Origin of the sequence: Kluyvera huaxiensis, from assembly GCF_040149365.1 — a bacterium.
Classification (GTDB): Bacteria; Pseudomonadota; Gammaproteobacteria; order Enterobacterales; family Enterobacteriaceae; genus Kluyvera; species Kluyvera intermedia_A.
On the sequence record NZ_JBEFLV010000002.1, the window covers coordinates 101,794 to 120,805 of the forward strand.

Below are 19,012 nucleotides of genomic sequence, written 5' to 3' on the forward strand. Positions count from 1 at the left end.
TTAATGGCTGTTTTAGCCATATTTTTATGCGTAATAAAAGCCACACAAAAAATTCGCCAAATGGTGCGGCGAAGTGAAAATAAAAGATTGTGTAATTGTGCGGGCGGCGGGGTAATTGAGCGATATGTCCGAATGCGTAGTGGAAAAGAGAGCAAGGGAACTCAAATCCCTTACCGGATGGTTAAATGTCGGTCGATTAGCCATCCGGTAAGGAATCTTGAAAAAGAAGGTATGACAGGAGCGTAAAGAAGATTAGCGATCGTTGGTCTGCACTGCGGGAGTCTGCTGCGAAAGGCTGCTTTGCTGGGATTCTTTTTTGTCCTGGTGGTGATGCCACGCACCAATGGAGGAGTAGACGAAACGTCCGAAGAAGAAGATCAAACTGATAAGCAGTACGATTCGGATCATGCGACTGTTAAATCGGTGTCGTTTTCGTAGGCTGGTAACCTGGCTCACAAAGGGGTCCTTTAGGTATACCCATACACGGGCGATTGCTACATTAAGGCACAGAGTGACGTGAGGGTCAATTGCATTGAATGTAAAAAACCGTCAGGGTAAACATTAATTAATGTTATATAAGATAATATACGTATTCACAAACCTGAAAATATATCTGCATTTGTCCATTAAAAAGTGATTTATTAATTGGATGTGCATCTTTTTTTGACGTATATCAAGTTTCATTCGGAACTGCTCACTAAAATACTGCGCCTGACCCGCGTATTACTCATCTCGCGGAATTTTAAGCCAGGTTGGATGCCTGTCTCAAAATACCCAGCAGGATTTGGGGTATCCGTTGAGCACCTATGAATTTCTGTAAATGGTATAAGCAATATCGCGATTGTTGGTGGGGGTTGCCCCTGATACTGCCGCTTCTGGTGTTGCCAATAATTAAAATTGCTAATACTTACGCCTATGTTGGTGACGGTAAGGCTTACCTTTATTATCTGCCACTGCCTTTTTTGCTGAGCATGATGTTATTTTTCGGTTGGAAAGCGCTTCCGGGGCTCATTGCGGGGATTGCCTGCTATCTGACGCGCGACCTGCTTGCCGCTGAAGAAGTCGGCCTCACGCTGCAGTTTCTTATTCCAACGCTGGTGGCATGGGGCGGTTATCAGTTTTTTACCGGTGGGCGAAAAATGGTGACGTACGGCGACACCCGCCTGATGGCGCACCGGCTGTTCTGGCAGATGTTTGTCCCCGCTTCGTTGTTTATGTTCCTGATACAGTTCACGCTGTATATCGGTGTCTATCCTAGCCTCAGTGAGGCTCAACTGACGTCGCCGTTGACCCAGCGTAATTTGATTAACTACCAGTCGCTGCTGATGGGGTATCTCACCGGCGTACCTCTGTGCTACTTGTTGATCCGTATTATCCGCAATCCCTATTATATTCGCAGCTTTGTCTCCCAGACTCGTCGCGATTTTGACGCAAAGGTCAAATGGCCGGAAATGACGGTGTGGGGAGTCGTGGTGCTGGGGATATTCTCCATGTTGATGATGCCGCTGGATAAAGCCAGCACGATTTTCAGCACCAACTACACCATTTCCTTGCTGTTGCCGGTGATGTTGTGGGGCTCAATGCGCTTTGGCTATCGGTTCATTTCCGTTGTCTGGACGTTACTGCTGATTGTGGCCATTCATTACCATTCTCGCTATATTCCGCGCACTGAAGGGTATAGCGTTCAGTTGGCAATCACCTCGTCTAGCTTTCTGGTGTTCTCGTTTATTATTGCCTATATTGCAATGCTCTCCAGCCGCCAGCGCGCTATTCACGAGCGGGTACGGCGTATGGCCTTTATCGACCCAGTGGTGAATTTGCCGAATATGCGTGCTTTGAACCGGGCGATTAGCAAAGCGCCGTGGTCGGTACTGTGCTTCCTGCGCATGCCGGATCTTGAAATCCTGGCACGCCACTACGGCATTATGCTGCGTATCAACTATAAGCAAAATCTGGCGGAATACCTGCGGGATGTTTTGCGACCGGGGGAGAATGTGTATCAGTTGACCGGTAGTGATTTAGCCGTACAACTGCATACAGAGTCCTACAAGGATCGCATCGATGAGCTTTATGCGCGTCTGAAAATGTTCCGCTACAGCTGGAATGGAATGCCGCTCCAGCCGCAAATTGGCTTAAGCTATTGCTATATCCAATCACCTATCGCGCACCTTCCGTTGATGTTGGGAGAGCTGAATACGGTGGCTGAACTGTCGTTAGTGACCGATCGCCCAGAAAACATGCAGCGGCGCGGCGCACAGCACCTTCAGCAGGAGTTGAAGGGTAAGATTGCGATGATGGTTCGCGTCCAACAGGCGCTGGAAAACGATCGCTTCTGCCTGATGGCGCAGCCAATTGTCGGTATCCGCGGCGATGACTATCATGAAGTCCTGCTGCGAATGCTCGATGATGAGAATGAACTGATCTCACCGGCGCTATTTTTACCGGTCGCCCACGAATTTGGTATGGCATCGCGTATCGACCTTTGGGTGCTTGAACATACATTGCGCTTTATGGCCAGCCGGCGAGAAAGCCACCCGGGAATGCGTCTGGCTGTGAATTTATCGCCGTCGACTGCCAGCGGGTTGGGTTTTGCGCGTAAGGTCGAAACATTGCTCAGTGAATACGGTATTGAGGCATGGCAACTGGTGTTTGAGATTACAGAAAGCCATTCGTTGGTCAACGTGGAGCAGGCGCGACAAACGCTGCATGAACTGCAGGAACTTGGGTGCCGGGTGGCGATTGATGATTTTGGCACGGGCTATGCCAGCTATGCGCGCTTGAAGCACATCTGCGCGGACATCCTCAAAATTGATGGCAGCTTTATCCGTAATATTGCGACCAGCAGTCTCGACTACCAGATTGTCTCATCTATCTGCCATCTGGCGCGGATGAAGAAAATGCGCGTGGTGGCGGAATATGTTGAAAATAAAGAAATTCGCGCGGCGGCGATTGCGCTAGGCATTGATTATCTTCAGGGATATGCGATTGGTAAGCCAGCCCCGCTTGAGGAGCTGGCGTTACCTAAAACTAAAGCTAACGCATCAGGCGGCGACGACCTCGTCGGGCGCACTCTCCTCGGTGATTTTTAGCAACCAGCCGGTGACGCTTTCCCAATACTGCTGCTCTTTCTCCAGATCGAGCAACACCAGCGCGTTCTGGGAAAACCAGTCATATGGGAAACAGAGCGTCCAGTGGTTAGCCTCGGTCGTCAGCTTCAGCGTTGGCGGCGTTGTGGTTGCCTGACGCTGGTTATTCAACAGCACGCCAAGACGCAGTAACTGAATCATCGGCAGGAACTGCTTCTTCTTAAACAGCGTGAAGCGCGGCAATTCATCCAGCTTAATGGCTTTACGATGGAAGCGTACCAGGGTTGCCATCAGATACTGCTGTTCCTGGTTAAAGCCGGGCAGGTCGCTGTTTTGCAGGATGTAGGCCGAATGGCGATGCATTCCGCTGTGGTTAATGTTCAGCCCCACTTCATGCAGCATTGACGCCCACTTCAATAGCGCGGTTAGCTGTGGATTTCCAAGCTTCGGATTCTGCTCCAGCCACTGATCGTACATTTGCATTGTCGTTTCCAGGACGCGCTGCGCCTGTTCACGGTCGATGTTGTACTGATTTGCCAGACTTTGCGCGGTGCGGCTACGGACGTCCTGATGGCGGAAACGGCCTTCCATTTCATACAGCACGCCTTCGCGTAGCGCACCGTCAGAAAGGCGCAGTTCTTTGATCCCCAGCGCGTCAAACACGCCGCAGAGAATTGCCAGTCCCGGAACGAACACGTATTTACGCTCTTCAGAAAGCCCAGGCAGGCTCAGAGAGTTGAAGTTTTTGCTCTTCAGCACTTCTTCAACCAGCATTTCGAGGCGCTCAGGGGTGATAAAACCGTCTTTCTCGCCCATTTCCAGCAGCACTTCATGCGCCGCTTTAATGGTGCCAGACGCCCCCATTGCCACGTTCCAGCCCTGAATACGGTACTGCCACGCCAGCGTTTCCAGCTTCTGCACGGCCGCAAGGCGCGCGCGCTGGAAGTTTTCCCGGTTGATAGTGCCCGCAAGGAAGAACTGCTGGCCGAAGCTCACGCAGCCCATGCGGCGACTTTCGACCAGCATCGGTTCAAAATCTTCGCCAATCACCAGCTCGGTGGAACCGCCGCCGATATCAATCACCAGCTTGCGGCCTTTCTCCGGCTGCGTGTGCTCTACGCCCATAAAAATCAGACGCGCTTCTTCGTTGCCGGAGATAATTTCAATCGGGTAGGGGATAACCTTTTCCGCGCGCTTCAAAAAATCGGTAGCGTTCACCGCCTGACGTAGCGAGTGCGTGCCGACGATACAGACGCTGGAAGGGGAAAAGCCCTGCAGTCGCTCTGCGAACAGCGACAGGCAGCTTAGGCCGCGTTCCATGGCATCTTCGCTGAGCATGTTGTTTTCATCCAGCCCGTCGGCCAGATGCACACGCTGCTTCAGACGGCCAATAATCTGCATTGCGCCATCAACAACGCGCGCGATGACCATATGAAAACTGTTTGAACCAAGATCAACCGCCGCAAACTCCTGCGGCCGGGGTGCTTTGCTTTTTATTGGCATAGGTTAGTCAGGCTGTTCAAGTGATTTGAGATAATCGTAGATCGCCTGCTGCGCACGGACTTTGCGTCGATTTCCGCGCGGAACATAGCGATTACTCAGTTCTTTATCGACATAACGGGCTTTCACCGTGTCGCTAAACAGGATATCGATAATATCGAGGATCCGCTGTTTGAGGCGCGGGTCGAGCAGTGGCGTCGCGACTTCAATACGGTAATCGATATTACGGGTCATCCAGTCCGCAGAGGAGAGGTAGACGCGTTTATCGCCGCCGTTATCAAAAATATAGATCCTATCGTGCTCAAGGAAACGGTCGACGATGCTGATCACTCGAATATTATCGCTGATTCCTTCTAATTCTGGAATCAGGGAGCACATTCCGCGGATCAGGAGATTCACCTGTACGCCGGAGCTGGATGCCGCATACAGGCGATCGACCAGCCCTTTATCCACCAGGTTGTTGAGTTTAAGCGTAATGCCTGCCGGTAATCCATTCTGGGCGTTGGCAATTTCTTGGTCGATCATCTTGTACAACAGACGACGGGAGTTTTGCGGCGACACCAGCAGGTAGTCGAAGCTCACCGGGCGGTAAGGGTTTTCGATAAAGTTAAATACCCGACGTACTTCATTGGTGATACGCGCGTCGGCGGTAATCAGCGAATAGTCGGTGTAAATACGCGCGGTTTTTTCGTTGAAGTTACCGGTACCGATGTGGGCATAGCGCACCACTTCCTCACCTTCTTTACGCGAAATCAGGAACAGTTTGGCGTGAATTTTCAGGCCTGGAGCCGAGAAGATAACGTGCACGCCCGCTTCGGTAAGGCGCTTTGCCCAATGGATGTTGGCGGCTTCATCGAAGCGCGCCTGCAGTTCGACCACCACGGTGACTTTCTTACCGTTATGGGCGGCGTGAATCATGGCATCAATAATGCGCGAGTCTTTGGCGACTCGGTAAATATTGATTTTGATGGCCAACACGTTGGGATCGAATGAAGCCTGGCGCAGCAGCTCCAGCACGTGCTCAAAGGTGTGATAAGGGTAGTAGAGCAGCACGTCGCGTTCGCGAATGGCGTCAAAACCGTTGCGGAATTTATCGAACCAAACATGGCGCAATCTCGGCATCGGTTTGTTGACCAGATTGGCTTTGCCGACGTTCGGGAAACCAATAAAGTCTTTAAAGTTGTGATAGCGGCCGCCCGGAACGATGGAGTCATAGCGTGAGATAGTCAGCTTCTTACGCAGCATTTCGACCATTGCATCAGGCATATCGCGCTGATAAACAAAGCGCACCGGTTCGGCGGTCAGGCGCTGCTTGAGGCTGGAAGACATCAGCTCCATCAGGCTTGATTCCATTTCGTGCACCAGATCGTACTCGGCGTCACGGGTCATTTTCATCGAATAGGCGTTCAGCGCGTCATAGTCAAAGAAGCCTTTGAAGATATCATCCAGGCAGTAACGAAGAATGTTATCCAGCAAGATCATCGGCTTACGGCGACGCGGTGTTTCTGGCGGCAGATTGACGAAACGCGGTACTTTATCGGATGGAATTTCCAGCAGCGCGTAGTTAATTTCATCGCCGCGAATAATTTCCACCGCTAAATAGGTGTAATCATCTTTCAGGAACTGCACCAGATCGGTTTCCCGGTTCAGCAGAATCGGGGTGATATGCTGGCGCAAATGCTGTTTAAAATAGTGGCGCAGCCAGCCTTGCTGGTTGGCGGAAAGCTGGCGTTCGTTAATCAGGAAGATTTGGTTGCGTGCCATTTCCAGCAGCAGCTCATTGTACAGACCATCAAACTCCTGATCGGCTTTCAGCACTCGCGCCTGAATCCGGGTCAGAAGATGGCGAGAATGCGTGGTCACGCCCTGTTCTTCGCTGATGATAATCCGTCGCTTCAGTTCGGCGAAGCGGACTTTATAGAACTCGTCGAGGTTGTTGGAGTAAATCCCCAGAAAACGCATACGCTCAATCAGCGGATTGCTTTTGTCTGCCGCTTCCTGAAGGACACGCTCGTTGAATGACAACCAGCTTAGTTCTTTTTCGATGTACAGTTTTTCCTGACCCATTACTACTCACACTCCGGTTTGTCCACGGGACGCGGCAAAGTCGTCTCACTGTTTATATTGCTAGCTTTGCCAGACGATGTCCAACTGTGTCAGCTAAGTATGACAGTAATCCTATTTCCCATAAGAAAATATTCATTATTCTTTTTGATATCTAAGTCTTTTTTGCCGTTTGTGCTGACCCTAACCAGGCAGATTACAGGCATAAAAAAGAGGGCCGCAGTGGCCCTCTTTAAGTCGTGTGCTGATGCGATATTACTCGTCCGCCGCGTAGCCTGCCGGAGGCAGCCTGACGCCATCAATCCAGGCATGATTGTCCTGCATTTTCAAGCGTCCATCGAGGAACCAGCCCACCACCAGCGGGTAGATAGCATGTTCCTGAACCTGCACTCGCGAGGTAATTTCATCTTCGTCATCGCCGTCGAAAACCGGCACTTTAGCCTGTAAAATTACCGGCCCGCCGTCCAGCTCTTCGGTAACGAAATGCACGGAAGTCCCGTGTTCGGCGTCGCCATTTTCCAGCGCCTGACGATGGGTGTTCAGACCCGGATATTTTGGCAGCAGGGAAGGGTGGATATTGAGCAATTTCCCCTGATAGTGCTGAACGAAATCGGCGCTGAGAATACGCATATAGCCCGCCAGAACCACAACATCGGGGGCATAGGCGTCGATTTCATGCATCAGCTCACGGTCAAATGCTTCCCGGCTAGCAAATTGGCTGGCGGCCAGCGCGTGCTGCGGGATACCCGCATCGCGCGCGCGCTCAAGGCCGAATGCGTCGGCCTTATTGCTGAAAACCGCCCGAATGGTGCCATTAATCCTTTTTTGCTCACAGGCGTCGATAATTGCCTGCAAATTGCTGCCGTTGCCGGAAATCAGCACCACGATGTTTTTCATTTATTCGATGACCACACGCTGTTCGGAATCAGTGGCTTTGATATAGCCGATTTTCCACGCGTTTTCACCTTTTTCGTTCATCAGCGCAATCGCTTTGTCCGCTTGATCGGCAGCCAGTGCAATCACCATACCGACGCCGCAGTTAAAGGTGCGGTACATTTCATGACGGCTGACGTTACCGGCATCCTGCAACCAGCTGAATACGGCTGGCCACTGCCAGGAGGATTCATCGATCACGGCCTGGGTGTTATCCGGCAGAACGCGCGGAATGTTTTCCCAGAAACCGCCGCCGGTCAGGTGGGCGATAGCGTGGACGTCAACGCTCGCGATCAGTTCAAGAATAGACTTCACGTAGATGCGGGTTGGTGCCAGCAGATGGTCGGCCAGCGTTTTGCCTTCCAGTTGAGTCGTGTCCGGGTTGCAGCCGCTTACTTCCACAATTTTGCGAACCAGAGAGTAGCCGTTGGAGTGCGGGCCGCTGGAGCCAAGGGCAATCAGCACGTCGCCGTCGGCAACTTTGCTGCCGTCGATGATTTCTGATTTTTCAACTACGCCAACGCAGAAGCCCGCGACGTCGTAATCTTCACCGTGGTACATCCCCGGCATTTCAGCCGTTTCACCGCCGACCAGCGCGCAGCCGGACTGCAGGCAGCCCTCGGCGATACCGCTGATAACGCTAGCTGCGGTATCAACGTCCAGTTTGCCAGTGGCATAGTAGTCGAGGAAGAACAGCGGCTCGGCGCCCTGAACCACCAGATCGTTAACGCACATGGCGACCAGATCGATACCGATAGTATCGTGACGCTTTAAATCCATCGCTAAGCGTAATTTTGTGCCAACGCCGTCAGTGCCTGAAACCAGCACCGGTTCGCGATATTTTTGCGGCAGTGCGCACAATGCACCGAATCCACCTAATCCACCCATCACTTCCGGACGGCGAGTTTTCTTCACCACCCCTTTGATACGGTCAACCAGAGCGTTTCCTGCGTCAATATCAACACCGGCATCTTTATAGCTGAGAGAGGTTTTGTCGGTCACTGCTAAGTCTCCACGCGTTTGCGTTAGCAAGAAAAATCGGCGCAATTCTATCAGCCCAGGCAAACGTTTGCGAGCCTATTCTGCACCCATTTTTTAACACCTGATTTTTCCACCTATTCAGCAATTAAATTGGTTGAATATGATACTGCTCACGAAAATGAAACCGGGTACATCCTTGTCCTTGCATCCATTGTGCATAATCCACATCATATGACTGAAACCGGTTTCTGTTTTTTGTTACAGATGACCGAACAAGAGATTTGAACGCAGCCAGAAGGGATGAATGGAATGAAAATCGCTGCTTTTGATATTGGTGGTACGGCGTTAAAAATGGGCGTAGTCGATGCAAATGGTGGATTGCTGGAAAAAGGAAAACAGCCCATCAGCAATAGCGACGGTGAGCAAATTCTTTCAGCCATTGAAGCCTGGATTGCTGCACATCCTCAGTGTACCGGTATCGCGATAAGCGCACCGGGCTACGTTAACCCGCACACCGGCTATATCGAGATGGGCGGTGCTATCCGTCGGTTCGACAACTTCGCGATTAAAGAGTGGCTTGAGGAGCGCTGCGGTTTACCCGTCGCCATCGAGAATGATGCGAACTGCGTACTGCTGGCCGAGCGTTGGCAGGGCAAAGCGACTGAGATGGCGAATTTCCTGGTGCTGACTATCGGCACCGGCATCGGCGGCGCTATTTTCTGCAATAACCAACTGGTGCACGGTGCGCGTTTTCGCGCCGGTGAATTTGGCTATATGCAAACTTCACGTCCCGGCTCCCGCGATGTTCGACGCTACTCAATGAACGAAAACTGCACCCTGCGCGTACTGCGCTATCGCTATGCGCAGCATATTGGCAAACCGCTGGACGAAGTGACCGGCGAGGAGATCTTCGACCGCTTCGACGCGGGCGATGCCGTCTGCCGGCGGTTGGTTGCAGAGTTTTTCAACGGTATTGGAACGGGGCTCTATAACCTGGTCAATCTGTTTGATCCACAAACCATTCTCATCGGCGGCGGCATCGTTGAACGCCCCGGTTTTCTGGCGCTGATGCGTGAGCATCTGGCCTGGTTCGGTATCGCCGACTACATCGATACGGTCAGCCACGGTAATGACGCCGGGCTGATTGGCGCGGTTTATCATTTCAATCAGCAATACTCGCAGCGATAACTTACTGATTAACGAGGGAAAGATATGTCTGGATTTAAAGCTGGGTTTCTCTGGGGCGGCGCGGTAGCTGCACATCAACTGGAAGGTGGCTGGAAAGAGGGCGGCAAGGGCGCCAGCGTCGCGGATGTGATGACCGCCGGTGCGCACGGCGTACCACGTGAAATTACCGACGGCGTACTGCCGGGGAAGAACTACCCAAACCACGAAGCCATTGATTTCTATCATCGCTATAAAGACGATCTGCAACTGTTCGCTGAGATGGGCTATAAATGCTTCCGTACCTCCATTGCCTGGACGCGTATTTTTCCCAATGGCGACGAGCTGACGCCGAACGAAGCGGGCCTGCAGTTCTATGATGATCTGTTCGATGAGTGCCTGAAGTTAGGTATCGAGCCGGTCATTACCCTGTCGCACTTTGAGATGCCGTATCATCTGGTGACTGAATACGGCGGCTGGCGCAACCGCAAGCTGATTGAGTTCTTCGTCCGCTTTGCGAAAGTGGTGTTTACTCGCTACCAGCACAAAGTGAAGTACTGGATGACGTTCAACGAAATCAACAACCAGGCTAACTTCCACGAAGACTTCGCCCCGTTCACCAACTCTGGCCTGAAGTATCTGCCGGGTGAAGACCGCGAGCCGGTAATGTATCAAGCGGCGCACTACGAGCTGGTGGCGAGCGCCCTGGCGGTGAAAGCGGCACGTGAGATTAACCCTGCGCTGCAGGTGGGCTGTATGATTGCGATGTGCCCAATCTATCCGCTGTCCTGTGCGCCAAACGATATGATGATGGCGATGAACGCCATGCATCGCCGTTACTGGTTCACCGACGTACACGTGCGTGGCAAATACCCGCAGCATCTGCTGAACTACTTTGAGCGTCGCGGCTTTGAACTGGATATCACCGACGAAGACCGTCAGGCGCTGACCCAGGGTTGCGTCGACTATATCGGCTTTAGCTATTACATGTCGTTCGCGACAAAAGCCACGCCGGATAACCCGCAGCTGGACTACGATGAAACCACCAGCCTTGTTTCCAACCCGTTCGTGCAGAAGTCTGACTGGGGCTGGCAGATTGACCCAGTGGGCCTGCGCTACTCACTGAACTGGTTCTATGACCACTATCAGTTGCCGCTGTTTATCGTCGAAAACGGTTTTGGTGCCATCGACGTGCTGGAAAAAGATGGCACGGTGAATGACCAATATCGTATCGATTACCTTGCGGCGCACATCGCCGAAATGAAGAAAGCGGTCGTCGAAGATGGCGTGGATCTGATGGGCTATACCCCGTGGGGCTGTATTGACCTGGTTTCCGCCGGTACCGGCGAGATGAAAAAACGTTACGGCTTTATTTACGTCGATAAAGACAACGAAGGTAACGGCACACTGGCCCGTAGCCGGAAAAAATCTTTTGCCTGGTATCAGAAGGTGATTGCGACCAACGGCAGTGAACTTTAACTCACTGAATATGAATAATAAAACCCCGCTAGTCGGGGTTTATTTTTATCCTGACTTATACTGTCTGCAGCCCCATTCGCCGCTTTGCTTGATCCTGGTCAATCATCATGGGTATGGCGCAATCAAAAAAAAGCGGTATAATCCGGCGATTTTTTTGTGGCTGCCCCATTCAAAGGAGAAAGAGAATGAAGATTGTGGAAGTTAAACACCCACTCGTCAAACACAAGCTGGGCCTGATGCGCGAGAACGATATCAGCACCAAACGCTTCCGTGAACTCGCCTCCGAAGTCGGCAGCCTGCTGACTTATGAAGCCACCGCCGGTCTGGAAACGGAAAAAGTGACTATCGAAGGCTGGAACGGCCCGGTAGAAATTGACCAGATTAAAGGTAAGAAAATTACCGTTGTGCCAATCCTGCGTGCAGGCCTGGGCATGATGGACGGCGTGCTGGAAAACGTACCGAGCGCGCGCATTAGCGTTGTCGGCATGTATCGTGACGAAGAGACGCTGGAGCCAGTACCTTACTTCCAGAAGCTGGTTTCCAACATTGATGAGCGCATGGCGCTGATCGTCGACCCAATGCTGGCTACCGGCGGTTCCGTTATCGCCACCATCGACCTGCTGAAAAAAGCGGGCTGCTCCAGCATTAAAGTGCTGGTCCTGGTTGCAGCACCGGAAGGTATTGCGGCGCTGGAAAAAGCGCACCCGGACATAGAGCTGTACACTGCGTCAATTGACCAGGGCCTCAACGAGCACGGATACATTATTCCGGGACTCGGCGATGCCGGCGATAAGATTTTTGGTACCAAGTAAACGAAAAATAAAAAAGAGCCGACTTTGAAAGTCGGCTTTTTTTTGAATAAAAACAACTGGGCTAACAACACAACAGAGGAAAAACACCATGACGCGCCGTGCCATTGGGGTAAGTGAAAGACCGCCGCTTTTACAAACTATCCCGCTTAGCTTGCAGCATTTATTTGCCATGTTTGGCGCAACCGTGCTGGTGCCGGTTCTGTTCCACATTAACCCGGCCACCGTGCTGCTGTTCAACGGCCTCGGGACGCTGCTGTATCTCTTCATCTGCAAAGGTAAAATCCCAGCTTATCTGGGCTCCAGCTTTGCCTTTATTTCTCCGGTACTGCTGCTGTTACCGCTGGGCTACGAAGTGGCGCTGGGCGGTTTTATCATGTGCGGCGTGCTGTTCTGCATCGTCTCCTTTATTGTCAAGAAAGCCGGTACCGGCTGGCTTGACGTGATGTTCCCTCCGGCGGCAATGGGCGCAATCGTTGCCGTTATCGGTCTGGAACTGGCGGGTGTGGCGGCGAATATGGCAGGCCTGCTGCCACCGGACGGTCAATCTGCGGACTCCAAAACCATCATCATTTCACTGGTGACGTTGGGCGTTACCGTGTTTGGCTCCGTCTTGTTCCGTGGCTTCCTCGCGATTATCCCGATTCTTATTGGGGTTCTGGTTGGCTATGCGCTCTCATTCGTGATGGGTGTTGTTGATACCACGCCGATTGCCGAAGCACACTGGTTCGCGCTGCCAACGTTCTACACACCACGTTTTGAATGGTTTGCTATCTTCACCATTCTGCCTGCGGCGCTGGTAGTGATTGCCGAGCACGTCGGCCACCTGGTGGTGACGGCGAATATCGTGAAGAAAGATCTGATTCGTGACCCGGGCCTGCATCGCTCGATGTTTGCTAACGGCCTGTCGACCGTTATCTCCGGCTTCTTCGGCTCTACGCCGAACACCACTTACGGTGAGAACATCGGTGTGATGGCGATTACCCGTGTGTACAGCACCTGGGTTATCGGTGGCGCGGCGATTATCGCGATTCTGCTCTCCTGCGTTGGCAAGCTGGCGGCAGCAATTCAGATAATCCCTCTGCCGGTGATGGGCGGTGTTTCTCTGCTGCTGTACGGGGTAATCGGTGCATCCGGTATTCGCGTACTGATCGAGTCCAAAGTGGATTACAGCAAAGCGCAGAACCTGATCCTGACCTCCGTTATCCTGATTATCGGCGTGAGCGGTGCTAAAGTGCATATCGGTGCCGCTGAGCTCAAAGGCATGGCGCTGGCGACCATCGTCGGGATCTGTTTGAGCCTGGTGTTCAAACTGATTAGCGTACTGCGCCCGGAAGAAGTGGTGCTGGATGCCGAAGATAGCGATCAAACTACCCATTGATCCTAAAGCCGGGCGGGATCGCCGCCCGGTTCTCTCCCCGCTCATTTCTGTGGTAAACTCAGCGGGTTTTTTCGTAAGCCCATGTTGAGGTCTCTCTGAACGCACCGGCACAGCTCTCTTTGCCACTTTATCTTCCCGATGATGAAACTTTTGCGAGTTTCTGGCCGGGCGATAACCCCTCTTTACTTGCTGCCGTGCAAAACGTGCTGCGGCAGGAACATAGCGGATACATCTATATCTGGTCGCGCGAAGGTGCTGGCCGCAGCCATTTGCTGCATGCCGCCTGCGCCGAACTGTCCCAGCGTGGCGATGCGGTAGGCTACGTGCCGCTGGATAAGCGCACCTGGTTTGTGCCGGAAGTTCTCGATGGAATGGAGCAGCTTTCACTGGTTTGTATCGACAACATCGAATGTGTTGCCGGGGATGAACTGTGGGAGATGGCGATCTTCAATCTGTATAACCGCATTCTTGAGTCGGGCAATACGCGTTTACTGATAACCGGCGATCGCCCACCTCGGCAGCTTAATCTGGGCCTGCCGGATCTGGCGTCACGTCTGGACTGGGGGCAGATCTACAAACTTCAGCCGCTCTCAGATGAAGATAAACTACAGGCGTTGCAGCTCCGCGCGCGTCTGCGTGGTTTTGAGATGCCGGAAGACGTTTGCCGCTTCCTGCTTAAACGCCTCGATCGTGAAATGCGTACGCTGTTCTTAACGCTCGATCAACTCGATCACGCCTCGATAACCGCTCAGCGCAAGCTAACGATCCCGTTTGTGAAAGAGATCCTTAAGCTCTAGCCAACAAAAAGGCCTGATAGACGTAGTGCCATCAGGCCTTTTGTCGTAACACGAAACGTTATTCTTCAATCGCCAAATCATTCAGCAGATGCTGCATCAGCAGCGGAATCGGTCTGCCCGACGCCACGCTTTTTCCACCTTCGCGCCACAGCGCCGTGCCGCTGACATCAAGATGTGCCCACGGGATATTGGCCGGGCAGAAGTGATGCAGTAACCATGCTGCAGAAGCACTGATAGCGGCGTTGTTGGTCGGTGTGTTGTACAAATCGGCAATCGCGCTTTCGGTTTGCTTTTTCATGCGCGCATCCAGCGGCAGCGACCAGACTTCATCTCCGCTCTGCTCACCGGCGGCGGTCAGGGCGCTACGCAGCGCGTTGTCCTGCGTCATCAACCCACTCAACTCGTAGCCCAGCGCCTTGACGACTGCACCGGTCAACGTCGCTAAATCGATGATATAACGCGTGTCTTCATGGCGCTGACTTGCCCAGGCGATAGCATCGGAGAGCACCAGTCGACCTTCGGCATCGGTGTTGTTAATCTCTACCGTCATGCCGTTACAAGCGCGAGCCACGCTGCCCGGCTGCATGGCGTCAGGCCCGATGGCATTTTCCGCCAGCGCCAGCACACCCATGACGCGCACCGGCAGCTTCAACTCGGCGATACTCAGCATCAGCCCAAGCACGTTGGCCGCGCCGCACATGTCGTATTTCATGGTGTACATGCCGGCACCTTCTTTCAGCCACAGCCCGCCGGTATCGAAGGTAATGCCTTTACCGACATAGCTGCGTACCGGGCCGCTGCTGGCGCCGTCATAGTGAATCGCCAGCAGGCGAGGAGGGCGGCTGGCACCTTTACCCACCGCATGCAGCAGGCCAAGACCCTGCTCAACGATAGCCCGTTCATCCAGCGCTTCGCAGCGCAGATTTGGGAAGGCGGCGCACAGGCGCTGGGCTTCTTCCACCACAAACTGCGGTGTGCACTGTTCCGACGGGATATCCGCCAGCCGACGCGCGGCAACCATGCCGTTGGCGATGGCCTGCTGCTGGTTGAAGACCCTCTCCATGCGCGATGCATCTGTGCCCGCACAATAGGCGTTGATACGGCGAAGATGCACGCTGCTGCTGGGCAGTTTTTTTAACCCCAGGTCGGTCAATTTGTGCGCCTGATTGAAGAGAAAACGCAGGTTTTTTGCCAGCACCGTGTCATCAATATCGCTACAGTCCAGCAGCACCTCATCGCAGACCGGGGCGGAAAACAGCGGACGCAGATACGTCAGCAGTGAGTCGGTAAGACTGTCCTGCCAGGCGCTGAGCGGAATGAGGGTGATACGAGCGAATGGCCCGCAGCCGAAGCGGGTATCTGCGAGTTTGCCGTGTTCGGCCAGCTCAGTCATTTCCGCAATGAGCGGATTATCCTGCAACAGGTTTTCCTTTAGCAGAGGGCTGCCGGGAAAAGTAATGAGGTGGCCCTGCGCCAGTTCGCTGGAAAGCGTTGTGAATAGACGGTAGTTAATCATCATTTACTCCTCGATGGGCGCGCGGATGCGGTCGGCATAGGCCTGCATCCAGGCATCGTCCACCGGCTGGTAGTGGGTTTTCTCTTTGATGCGTTCGGCGCGGAATACCGTCAGCGGCTGGGTCGCGGTCGCCACCACAAAAGAGAAGGTTTTGATATTGGTGGCTGCACCAAACTCGCCTTTGCGGTTCATACAGACGACGGACAGGTCGCCTGCGCGACCAAAGCGCGACATCAGCTTATCTTCCAGCTCGTATACCACCGAATCGGCCGCCTGCTGCGGGGTCATGCCCTGTTCCATGCGGCGGACGATTTCATAGCTGGTGCAGCCTTTCATTAGGTCTTCACCGACGCCGGTCGCCGTTGCTGCGCCAATTTCGCTGTCGCAGTAGAACCCGGAACCGATGATGGGTGAGTCGCCAATGCGCCCGCGCTTTTTCATAAACAGGCCGCTGGTGGAGGTTGCCACGCTCATCGAACCTTGTTTATCCAGCGCGATGACGCCAACGGTGTCATGACCGTCGTACGGGCTGAGCCCCTTATCCAGCGTCTCGCGGCAGCGTTTACGATAGTGCTGCATTGCTCGCTCGGTGAGCATTTTTTTATCGCTAAACCCCTGGCTTAGCGCCCATTCGCGCGCGCCCTGGCCGACCAGCAGTGAGTTATAACGCTGGCGGCCCAGCGCGTGGGCCACTTTTACCGGGTTGGCGATATCGACCAGATTGCCCACCGCGCCGAAGGCCAGCGTATCGCCGTCCATCCATGCGGCGTCAAGTTCGACTTCGCCATTCTCGGTAGGCAGTCCGCCGTAGCCGACTGATTTGTAGAATGGAAAATCTTCCACGGCGACTACGGCATCCACCACTGAGGTCGTCGCTTTATTCCCGCTAGCCAGCGCCGTGGCTGATTCGCTAACCCCTTCCAGCGCCATACGCCAGGTTGCAATTATTCCCCACATCACTTACTCCTGTTTTGCTAGCGTATTAGATCCCTGAGTTTCACTTATTTCTGCACTGCGGTACTGCTTGTCGAGGATGCGCATAAACGGCAGATACAGCATCGCGCCAATCAGCAGGTTGAGTATTTGCATCACACTGCCGGAAATATGTCCGGTGACGACGAAGCCGCTGATGACTGGCGGCAGCGTCCATGGAATAAACACCCCGGTAGTCACCGCGACCATGCCAATTTTCATTGCTACATACTGAATCGTCACCAGTACCAGCGGCACCAGGTTGAACGGGATCAGCATGATAGGGTTCATGATAACCGGCAGGCCAAACAGCACCGGTTCGTTGATGTTAAAGACCGAGGCCCCGGCACCAAGTCGCGCCACTTCGCGCATACTTTTACTGCGGGCAAAAATCAGCATCGCGATAACCAGCGACAACGTTGCACCGGCACCGCCCATCCAGATCATGTCGAAGAACTGCTCGGTGATGATATGCGGCGGGGTAACACCGGCCTGAATGGCAGCGATGTTATCGGTCTGATTTTCCATCCACAGTGGGCGAATGATGCCGTTGACCATTGAGCCGGAGTTAATGCCCACCGACCACAGAATAGTGATACTGAAGACCGTCATCAGCGCGCCGAAATAGGAGGTGCCGAAGTGGCGAACCGGCGTTGCAACCACGTCATAAATAAACTGGTGGATGGTCTGATAGTGAGTGTTTTCAAAACCGATGCGGATAGCCAGCACCAGAATCATTACCACTAATGCTGGGAGCAGCGCGGCGAATGACTCTTGCACCGCAGGCGGCACGCCTTCTGGCATCTTGATAACCAGCTTTTTGCGCTTCAGCCAGCAGAACAGCTCGGTCCACAGCAGCGAACCAATCATGGCAACAAACAGACCTTTGGTGCCAATCCATTCGACCGGCATCACGGTGATGCCGCCATTTTCGGCGACTTTGATAAACGGCGTCAGTATTAAGAAGCTGACCAGTGCCAGGATGCCGCACGAGAGGCGATCGCTCTCGTAGTGTTCGGCCAGGCGGTAGGCAACGAGGAAGCTGATAAACAGTGACATGGTGGAGAACACCGCGTTAAACGGGATCTCGATGATGGCACTCCAGTTGGCACCAAAGTAGTGAGACATAAACTGCTGATAGGCCTGATTCGGGAACGACGAAATAACCAGCAGAATGGAACCAACGATAATGAAAGGCATGAAGGAGACATATGCGCCGCGAATGGCACCGAGATGACGCTGCTGCGCGGTGTTCGCGGCAATCGGCATCAATTTCTCTTCTAAAAATCCCAGAACATTGTTCATTGTGAACTCCGTATAAGATTAACGGACATTGTGTGTGTTATGTAATAGAAAACGACGAAGGGATTATTGAAGAAAACCGAAAGTGGAAAGGTGAAACGGGTCACATCGTATCGACTTAATATATGTAAATCTCATATGATTAGTCACGAAAAACGAAAGGGTTTTTATGGAAATTAAGCTGCACGCCAACGCCACGACGACGCCTAGAGTCAGGAAGTATCTGCAGGAGTCGGATAAAAGCGACCGTGAACTGGCGCGTGAGCTGGGGATTTCGGTAACGACGGTACGCCGCTGGCGAAATCGGGAGCAGACGGCGGATCGGAGTACCACTCCCGTTGTTGTACACAAAGCGATGAGACAAGAGCAGATTGTATTGATTAACGCTTTACGGGAAATACTCCGGGCTCCGCTGGACGATCTGCTGTTTATGGTGGTGGAGGGGCTTGAGATCCCGCTGTCCCGCGCAACGTTAAATCGCTATCTGAAGCCTTCGTATCAGCGGGGGACCGGTGAGGTGCTGTGCGGCAAAAAAGCGCTAAAGGCGGGAGCCAAAGCGCAGTCGTTGACGCTGCACTACCGTTTTTTATCGCTGCACATGGATGACGATGGCGACCACCATTTACTGTGGGCGCAGGAGCCGGTTAGCGGTTGGTGCTATGCGCGAATCTATTCCGGTATGTCTTCTTCCCTGGTGGTGAATTGGCTGGATGAGATATTGGCGCAGTTCCCGGGTGATATCCAATCTGTTGAGATACAAACCGACGAGTGGTTGAACGAGGGGCTGGTGAATGCGCTCAGTCATCGGTTGAGCGAGCGGGGAATTTCCGGGCGCACGACGCAGGCGGTAAATAAGCGATTAGCGGTTCAGGTGACGCTGCCGCTGGCAGAAATTATTCCCGCCGCGCGGATCTGCACGCCGGATGAACTGGTCGCCAGGCTGTGTTCGATTTTTAATCGCGGAAAGGAACAGAAAAAACTGGGGAATATGACGCCGCAGGCCTTTTTGGAAGCGCTGCGGCCTTAAT

The 19,012-nt window shown here is 53.2% G+C and carries 15 protein-coding genes; 7 read left to right on the plus strand and 8 right to left on the minus strand.

Annotated features, from left to right (window positions below):
* Positions 1-252 precede the first annotated feature (252 nt).
* Entirely contained in the window at positions 253-456 is a 204-nt protein-coding gene (locus ABOC97_RS02620; RefSeq protein WP_234502377.1) for a YfgG family protein, read from the minus strand.
* A gap of 350 nt (positions 457-806) precedes the next feature.
* Here ABOC97_RS02620 and ABOC97_RS02625 point away from each other — a divergent pair, with 350 nt between their 5' ends.
* Entirely contained in the window at positions 807-3,089 is a 2,283-nt protein-coding gene (locus tag ABOC97_RS02625; RefSeq protein WP_349593747.1) for an EAL domain-containing protein, read from the plus strand.
* Here the strand turns inward: ABOC97_RS02625 and ppx are convergent.
* The 4 genes from ppx to purM form a co-directional block, all read right to left on the minus strand.
* The gene (gene ppx, locus ABOC97_RS02630; protein ID WP_349593750.1) at positions 3,042-4,589 is read right to left on the minus strand and encodes an exopolyphosphatase; all 1,548 of its coding nucleotides are present in this window, start codon (positions 4,587-4,589) and stop codon (positions 3,042-3,044) included. The two genes, ABOC97_RS02625 and ppx, sit on opposite strands and share 48 nt — an antisense overlap.
* A 3-nt stretch (positions 4,590-4,592) precedes the next feature.
* A complete protein-coding gene (ppk1, locus tag ABOC97_RS02635; protein WP_349593753.1) occupies positions 4,593-6,653 on the minus strand; it encodes a polyphosphate kinase 1 in 2,061 nt (686 codons plus the stop codon).
* Between the two features lie 252 nt (positions 6,654-6,905).
* Complete coding sequence (gene purN, locus ABOC97_RS02640; protein WP_349593756.1) at positions 6,906-7,547, minus strand: phosphoribosylglycinamide formyltransferase; 642 nt, start codon at positions 7,545-7,547, stop codon at positions 6,906-6,908.
* Positions 7,548-8,585 (minus strand): phosphoribosylformylglycinamidine cyclo-ligase, encoded by a 1,038-nt coding sequence (gene purM / locus ABOC97_RS02645; RefSeq protein WP_349593758.1) that lies wholly within the window; start codon positions 8,583-8,585, stop codon positions 7,548-7,550.
* A 288-nt stretch (positions 8,586-8,873) separates the two neighbouring features.
* Here purM and bglK point away from each other — a divergent pair, with 288 nt between their 5' ends.
* The 5 genes from bglK (at position 8,874) to ABOC97_RS02670 (ending at position 14,194) form a co-directional block, all read left to right on the plus strand.
* Entirely contained in the window at positions 8,874-9,752 is an 879-nt protein-coding gene (gene bglK, locus ABOC97_RS02650) for a beta-glucoside kinase BglK (RefSeq protein WP_349593760.1), read from the plus strand.
* Positions 9,753-9,776: 24 nt separating this feature from the next.
* Complete coding sequence (locus ABOC97_RS02655) at positions 9,777-11,207, plus strand: 6-phospho-beta-glucosidase (RefSeq protein WP_349593762.1); 1,431 nt, start codon at positions 9,777-9,779, stop codon at positions 11,205-11,207.
* Between the two features lie 185 nt (positions 11,208-11,392).
* The gene (upp, locus tag ABOC97_RS02660) at positions 11,393-12,019 is read left to right on the plus strand and encodes a uracil phosphoribosyltransferase (protein WP_035891452.1); all 627 of its coding nucleotides are present in this window, start codon (positions 11,393-11,395) and stop codon (positions 12,017-12,019) included.
* 88 nt (positions 12,020-12,107) lie between these two features.
* Positions 12,108-13,397 (plus strand): uracil permease, encoded by a 1,290-nt coding sequence (gene uraA, locus ABOC97_RS02665; RefSeq protein ID WP_349593767.1) that lies wholly within the window; start codon positions 12,108-12,110, stop codon positions 13,395-13,397.
* A gap of 95 nt (positions 13,398-13,492) precedes the next feature.
* The gene (locus ABOC97_RS02670; RefSeq protein WP_072129040.1) at positions 13,493-14,194 is read left to right on the plus strand and encodes a DnaA inactivator Hda; all 702 of its coding nucleotides are present in this window, start codon (positions 13,493-13,495) and stop codon (positions 14,192-14,194) included.
* 58 nt (positions 14,195-14,252) lie between these two features.
* Here the strand turns inward: ABOC97_RS02670 and ABOC97_RS02675 are convergent, their stop codons facing one another.
* From ABOC97_RS02675 to ABOC97_RS02685, 3 genes are read right to left on the minus strand one after another with little or no spacing between them, the layout of a single operon-like run.
* Positions 14,253-15,710, minus strand: coding sequence for a leucyl aminopeptidase family protein (locus tag ABOC97_RS02675; RefSeq protein WP_349594323.1), 1,458 nt, complete (start codon positions 15,708-15,710; stop codon positions 14,253-14,255).
* Positions 15,711-15,713: 3 nt separating this feature from the next.
* Positions 15,714-16,667, minus strand: a complete 954-nt coding sequence (locus ABOC97_RS02680) for a N(4)-(beta-N-acetylglucosaminyl)-L-asparaginase (RefSeq protein ID WP_234502368.1) — start codon at positions 16,665-16,667, stop codon at positions 15,714-15,716.
* Between the two features lie 3 nt (positions 16,668-16,670).
* The gene (locus tag ABOC97_RS02685; protein ID WP_349593772.1) at positions 16,671-17,987 is read right to left on the minus strand and encodes a PTS sugar transporter subunit IIC; all 1,317 of its coding nucleotides are present in this window, start codon (positions 17,985-17,987) and stop codon (positions 16,671-16,673) included.
* 166 nt (positions 17,988-18,153) lie between these two features.
* Here ABOC97_RS02685 and ABOC97_RS02690 point away from each other — a divergent pair, with 166 nt between their 5' ends.
* Positions 18,154-19,011, plus strand: a complete 858-nt coding sequence (locus ABOC97_RS02690; RefSeq protein ID WP_349593774.1) for a helix-turn-helix domain-containing protein — start codon at positions 18,154-18,156, stop codon at positions 19,009-19,011.
* Position 19,012: the final 1 nt, after the last annotated feature.

Coding starts and splice junctions, on each gene's coding strand:
- ABOC97_RS02625 (WP_349593747.1), top strand. CDS start 807: ATGAATTTCTGTAAATGGTATAAGCAATATCGCGATTGTTGGTGGGGG.
- ppx (WP_349593750.1), bottom strand. CDS start 4,589: ATGCCAATAAAAAGCAAAGCACCCCGGCCGCAGGAGTTTGCGGCGGTT.
- ppk1 (WP_349593753.1), bottom strand. CDS start 6,653: ATGGGTCAGGAAAAACTGTACATCGAAAAAGAACTAAGCTGGTTGTCA.
- purN (WP_349593756.1), bottom strand. CDS start 7,547: ATGAAAAACATCGTGGTGCTGATTTCCGGCAACGGCAGCAATTTGCAG.
- bglK (WP_349593760.1), top strand. CDS start 8,874: ATGAAAATCGCTGCTTTTGATATTGGTGGTACGGCGTTAAAAATGGGC.
- ABOC97_RS02655 (WP_349593762.1), top strand. CDS start 9,777: ATGTCTGGATTTAAAGCTGGGTTTCTCTGGGGCGGCGCGGTAGCTGCA.
- upp (WP_035891452.1), top strand. CDS start 11,393: ATGAAGATTGTGGAAGTTAAACACCCACTCGTCAAACACAAGCTGGGC.
- uraA (WP_349593767.1), top strand. CDS start 12,108: ATGACGCGCCGTGCCATTGGGGTAAGTGAAAGACCGCCGCTTTTACAA.
- ABOC97_RS02675 (WP_349594323.1), bottom strand. CDS start 15,710: ATGATTAACTACCGTCTATTCACAACGCTTTCCAGCGAACTGGCGCAG.
- ABOC97_RS02680 (WP_234502368.1), bottom strand. CDS start 16,667: ATGTGGGGAATAATTGCAACCTGGCGTATGGCGCTGGAAGGGGTTAGC.
- ABOC97_RS02685 (WP_349593772.1), bottom strand. CDS start 17,987: ATGAACAATGTTCTGGGATTTTTAGAAGAGAAATTGATGCCGATTGCC.
- ABOC97_RS02690 (WP_349593774.1), top strand. CDS start 18,154: ATGGAAATTAAGCTGCACGCCAACGCCACGACGACGCCTAGAGTCAGG.